The 1,785-nt window shown below is 44.4% G+C and carries 2 protein-coding genes; one reads left to right on the top strand and one right to left on the bottom strand.

The annotated features are described in order from the left end of the window. Positions 1 to 467 (top strand): ImmA/IrrE family metallo-endopeptidase (locus PX636_RS21600; protein WP_288118808.1); only part of this gene is annotated, 467 nt, incomplete at its 5' end. 40 nt (positions 468 to 507) lie between these two features. On the opposite strand, the gene PX636_RS21595 is transcribed toward PX636_RS21600, so the two are convergent. After that, entirely contained in the window at positions 508 to 1,503 is a 996-nt protein-coding gene (locus PX636_RS21595; protein ID WP_002798348.1) for a LysR family transcriptional regulator, read from the bottom strand. Positions 1,504 to 1,785: the final 282 nt, after the last annotated feature.

The following is a 1,785-nucleotide window of genomic DNA, read 5'->3' as shown; positions in this document are numbered from 1 at the left end:
TGATTATTCCCACGGAAAAGAAAATTATTCTCAATGAAGATGTAAAATTCTTAAAAGATTACCAAAATTCATCCCTAGCAAAAGAAGGTTTTAAAAATTCGAGTTTAGCCCATGAAATTGGTCATTTTGTCCTTCATATTAATCAAACAGCTGTCTCTCACTTTTTGGCTCGAATCAATCAGGGAGATTCCCTAGAGACAATTCAACCTTTTCTGTGTCGGACAGTTGATTCTAGTCAAAGAATTGAATGGCAAGCACAATATTTTGCCAGTTGTTTACTAATGCCGATGAGTGAGTTAGAGAAAGCCATCAAGGGACGTGACTTGACTAAATGGGGACATCTGTATGCGATCGCCGACGAGTTGGGAGTAACTATTACTAATCTTAGAAGTCGTTTAGAGAGTCTCCATTGGATTAAAGTCGATAAAAAAGTAATTTATCGGGCCAGTAATTTTCCCAAGAGATAGCTTAAATGTTCGGAGGGAGATTTTGCCCATCTCGAGCGACTTATTTACTAATAATTTCGGCGGGTTGCGAGTTAGGAATCGGTTCAAAGTTGTGGTCGTCAGCCAGATATTCGGGATAGGTGGAGAATTGGGGTAGTATTTCTAGGGTAAAAGCTTCGGCCGCTTTCGAGCGATAGCGATTCGGGTTAATAATTACCGACAAAGTGCGTCGTACTTCCACATCTTTAATTCTAGTTGCGTGGATAACTCCCATTTGTAGTTCTTTTTCGATCGCTGTCACCGAGACAAAAGCCGCCCCTAACCCGGATTGTACGGCATTTTTAATCGCCTCGATCGAGTTAAGTTCCATCTCCACTTTTAAGCGTTTGGTATCGATCTCGCAACGGGTTAAAACCTTGTCGATGACTTTGCGAATCGTCGATTGGGAATCGAGGGTGATAAATTTTAGTCGATATAAATCCTCTTTTTGAATCATTTCTACCTTAGACAGAGGATGAAAAATCGGCAGGACTAAAGCCAGTTCATCTTCTGCGTAGGGGATAATCCGCAGGGTTTCTTGTAATTCGGCGGGAACTTCCCCCCCGATAATGGCTAAATCCACTTGACCGTTAGCAACGCTCCAAGAGGTGCGACGGGTGGAATGAACTTGTAGCTGTACGGATACTTCTGGGTATTTTTGCCGAAAAAGCCCGATCATGCGGGGAAGAAGATAGGTTCCCGTGGTTTGGGAAGCGCCGACGATCAGGGTTCCCCCTTGCAGATTTTGTAGATCTTCGATCGCCCGACAGGTTTCTTGACAGAGAGTGATAATTTTTTCGCCGTAGCTTAAGAGTAGGTATCCCGCTTCCGTTAATTGGGCTTTCCGACCGCCCCGGTCAAATAACGGCACATTTAGCTGTTTTTCGAGGTTTTGTACCTGAAGACTGACCGCCGGTTGAGATACATACAGGGTATCTGCTGCCCGTTTAAAGCTTCCTTCGGCGGCGATCGCTTTGAGAATTCTCAGTTGGTCTAGGGTGAAAGGAATGTCGGTCATAGAAAGCCTCAAAAACAGCGACGAGAGAAGGGGAGGACAATAGCGACAAATCTTAAGCCAGTGCCGATAAATACACTGAATTGACAGTACCACACCACGGGGATCAATGCTTCAGGTAGTTCCAGTTATCAGTGATCAGTTACCGGTTATCAGTTATCAGTTATCAGGAGTCTCCGAGTCTCCGAGTCAGGAGTCTCCGAGTCTCCGAGTCAGGAGTCTCCGAGTCTCCGAGTCAGGAGATAGGAGGTTCCTAGTCAGTAGATTATTTCTATTTATTATCCC

Origin of the sequence: Microcystis sp. M53598_WE2, assembly GCF_030067735.1 — a bacterium.
Taxonomy (GTDB): domain Bacteria; phylum Cyanobacteriota; class Cyanobacteriia; order Cyanobacteriales; family Microcystaceae; genus Microcystis; species Microcystis aeruginosa.
The sequence above is the reverse complement of the archived record's forward strand: the minus strand, read 5'-3'. Positions and strand labels throughout refer to the sequence as shown.